General features: G+C 66.5%; 3 protein-coding genes and 1 pseudogene. 3 read left to right on the forward strand and 1 reads right to left on the reverse strand.

Translation table 11 applies throughout. From position 1 onward, the window contains the following. Window positions 1-261, reverse strand: a pseudogene (locus tag H7J86_RS00125) (hypothetical protein); the annotation flags it as partial. A gap of 106 nt (window positions 262-367) precedes the next feature. On the opposite strand from H7J86_RS00125, the gene H7J86_RS00130 reads away from it, so the two are divergent. From H7J86_RS00130 to H7J86_RS00140, 3 genes are all read left to right on the forward strand, one after another. After that, window positions 368-1861: an aldehyde dehydrogenase gene (locus H7J86_RS00130; protein WP_267288625.1), complete on the forward strand. Its 1494-nt coding sequence runs from the start codon at window positions 368-370 to the stop codon at window positions 1859-1861. 31 nt (window positions 1862-1892) lie between these two features. Continuing rightward, entirely contained in the window at window positions 1893-3248 is a 1356-nt protein-coding gene (locus tag H7J86_RS00135) for an MFS transporter (RefSeq protein ID WP_090358386.1), read from the forward strand. Then, on the forward strand, window positions 3245-3432 hold a 188-nt coding region (locus H7J86_RS00140; protein WP_267288627.1), incomplete at its 3' end, for an NAD(P)-binding protein. The genes H7J86_RS00135 and H7J86_RS00140, both read left to right, overlap by 4 nt.

Consider the following 3432-nt stretch of genomic DNA (forward strand, 5'->3'; position numbering starts at 1 on the left):
ACTTCCAGTCGCTCCCGGGCCGCATCGGGGACGAGCACGCCGCAGAAGTCGAAGCCCAACTTCCAGTCGCTCCCGGGCCGCATCGGGGACGAGCACGCCGCAGAAGTCGAAGCCCAGCAGCGTCCTGGCCGTGTCCGCGACCAGGCAGAGCACCTCGGGCAGGTCGGTCTCGGCACCGGCCCGCGCGCTGAGGGTACGCAAGGCGGCCAGCCACGTCACGAGTTCCGCGCCCGGCCGCTCGTGGCCCGTCGATATCGTCACCCGATCAGTGTCCCGCAGATATGTATGTCTGTGAATACATAAAAGGCGATCAAGTATGTCTGGTCAGACATTGAAGGCGAATGCCGTTGTGACGACACTCATATCCATGACCCAAGTCTCACCGGCCACCGCACCCCCGGCCCCGGCATCGTTGCCCGGTCAGTTCCGCGACATTCTCAACCCGGCCACCGGCGAAGTGCTCACCACGATCCCTGAACAGGGCGAGAGCGAAGTCGATGCCGCGGTCGCGACAGCGCGCGCGGCGTTCGAGGACGGACCGTGGCCGAACATGGTTCGCAGTGAGCGCGCCAAACTCCTGCTGCGCATCGCGGATGCCATCGAGGACTCCAGTGAGCAGCTCTACACCCTCGAGGCGCGTAACAACGGGCGGCCGATCACCGAGACCCGCGCCCAGCTGTCCCGCGTTCCGGAATGGTTCCGCTACAACGCCGGTCTCCTGGCCGCCCAACGCCAGGCCGTACTGCCCGGCGATGGTCCATACCTGACCTATCAGCAGCGGCTGCCGCTCGGCGTGTGCGGCATCATCACGCCGTTCAACCACCCCATGCTCATCCTGGCGCGCAGCCTGTCCGCCGCCCTCGCCAACGGAAACACCGTGGTGGTCAAGCCGTCCGAACTGACCCCACTGACCACACTCGCACTCGCTGACATCCTCACCCGCGCCGGACTGCCCGAGGGTGTGTTCAACGTCGTGACCGGCGCACGGGACGCAGGGCGACGGCTCACCAACCACCCCGACGTTGCCAAGATCACCCTCACCGGTGGTACCGAAGCGGGCCGATCCGCTGCCATCGCGACCGCGTCCCGATTTGCGCGGATCACCGCCGAACTCGGCGGTAAGACACCGGTGCTGCTCTTCGACGATATCGACCCCAGCGTCGCGGCGGAGGGTGCGGCGTTCGCCGCCTTCGTCGCCGCCGGTCAATCCTGTGTCGCCGGATCGCGACTCCTGGTGCAGCGCGGCATCTACGACGAATTCGTCGCGGCGCTCACCGCGCGAGCGCAGGCGATTCGGCTCGGCGATCCGGGGCTGCCGAGCACGCAGATGGGACCGCTCATCAGTGCCCGCCAGCGTGAGAAGGTCGTCGCGCTGATCCAGACCGGTCTGGACGAGGGAGCGACCTTGACCGCCGGCGGACAGGCACCGGCGCTACCGGACCCGTTCGACAAGGGCTTCTTCCTCTCACCCACCGTGCTGTCGGACGCCACCATGGAGATGACGGTCGCCCGCGAAGAGATCTTCGGGCCGGTGGCCGTGGTGATCCCCTTCGACGACGAGCACGACGCCGTGCAGATGGCCAACGACAACCCGTACGGGCTGGGCGCCGGGGTATGGACCACCGATGTGAGCCGTGCCCACCGCGTCGCGGCGCGCATCGAGGCAGGCATGGTGTGGGTCAACGATCACCACCGGCTCGAACCTTCCCTCCCGTGGGGCGGCATCAAAGAATCTGGGTCTGGAAAAGACGCCGGCACAGAGTCTTTCGACGACTTCTCCTGGATCAAGACGATCGTCGTGCGGACCGCGGCCGACCACGTCGACTGGTACGGCGACCAGTCGCAGCGCCGACTGAACTGACCCGCATCCCCATACCCCGAAAGGCACCACCATGTCCGCAGGACGTTGGCATCACGACATCACCCGAACGCAATGGCTCGTGCTGGCAGGGACCACCTTGGGCTGGGGTCTGGACGGCTTCGCCGGCAGTCTCTACGTCCTGGTGCTCGGGCCCGCCATGACCGAACTGCTTCCGCACAGCGGTATCGGCGTCGACGGCGCTGCGATCGGCTTCTACGGAGGTATGACCGTCGCGCTGTTCCTCGCCGGATGGGCCACCGGCGGAATCCTGTTCGGCATGCTCGCCGACTACTTCGGCCGCACCCGGGTGCTCTCGATCGGCATTCTCACCTATGCGGTGTTCAGTGCCCTGGCGGTCTTCGCCGATACCTGGTGGCAGCTGGGCCTGCTGAGGTTCATCGCCGGCCTCGGGTCAGGTGTCGAGGCGCCGGTGGGTGCGGCGCTGATCGCCGAAACCTGGCGCAACCGTTTCCGGGCGCGCGCAGGCGGGGTGATGATGGCCGGATATGCGGGCGGGTTCTTCATGGCGGCCGCGGCCTACGCACTACTGGGCGATCACGGGTGGCGCGCCATGATGCTGCTCGCCGGTATCCCCGCCCTGGTGGTCTGGTTCATCCGCCGCTACGTGCCAGAGCCGCCGGAGATCGGCGCGCACCTGGAAGCACGCAAGGAGCGAAAGGCACTCGGCCACAACCACGATCAGGACCGATTCGTGCTGCGTCGGCTGTTCAGCCCGCCGCTGCTGCATCCCATGCTGGTCTGCACCGCCCTGGCCACCGGAGCGCTCATCGCCTTCTGGAGTGTGTCGACGTGGTACCCGCAGATCATCAGGCAGATGACCACAGCCGAGGGCCTCGCCCGGGCGGTGGCCGATCATCGGGTCGCAGTCGCCGCGATGCTGTTCAACGCGGGCGGCATCATCGGTTACGCCGCATGGGGTTTCGTCGCCGATGCCATCGGCCGCAAACGAGCCTTCCTCATCAGTTTCGGCGTTTCGGCGGTCACCATCGGATGGTCATTCCCGTTCGAACGCAGTTATCCCGAGATGTTGATCGCGATGCCGCTTCTGGGTTTCGGATTGTTCGGCGCATTGTCGGGCACTTTCATCTACGGCCCCGAGCTGTTCCCGCCCAGTGTGCGAGCCACCGCATTGGCGGTGTGCAACAGCGTCGGTCGCTACGTCACCGCCCTGGGACCCCTGACCGCCGGTGTGATCGCCGCATCCTGGTTCGACGGAAACCTCGGCATCGCCACGGCATCGGTATCGGCGATCGGCCTGATCGCCGTGATCGGCCTGGCCTTCGCGCGTGAAACACGCGGTACGCCCATGCCCGTCGACGACCCCGCTGACCACATCATCCCGCTGAGCGAAAAGAGCGCGTCATGACCGAATACTCCACCGCCTCGGCGATCGTCGTCGGGGGATCGATCGGAGGATTGACCACCGCGCTGCTGTTGCGCGACTTGGGTTTCCAGGTCGATATCTACGAGCGCACCCCGGTGCCGCTCGATGGTCGCGGCAGCGGAATCGTCCTGCAACCGGACACCGTACGCTGGTTCGCCGAACGGAG

It is taken from the genome of Mycobacterium hackensackense, from assembly GCF_025822555.1.
Lineage (GTDB): Bacteria > Actinomycetota > Actinomycetes > Mycobacteriales > Mycobacteriaceae > Mycobacterium > Mycobacterium fluoranthenivorans.

What these genes read in the sequence shown, in the direction of transcription:
- H7J86_RS00130 (WP_267288625.1), top strand. Translation starts at nt 368, where the DNA reads ATGACCCAAGTCTCACCGGCCACCGCACCCCCGGCCCCGGCATCGTTG.
- H7J86_RS00135 (WP_090358386.1), top strand. Translation starts at nt 1,893, where the DNA reads ATGTCCGCAGGACGTTGGCATCACGACATCACCCGAACGCAATGGCTC.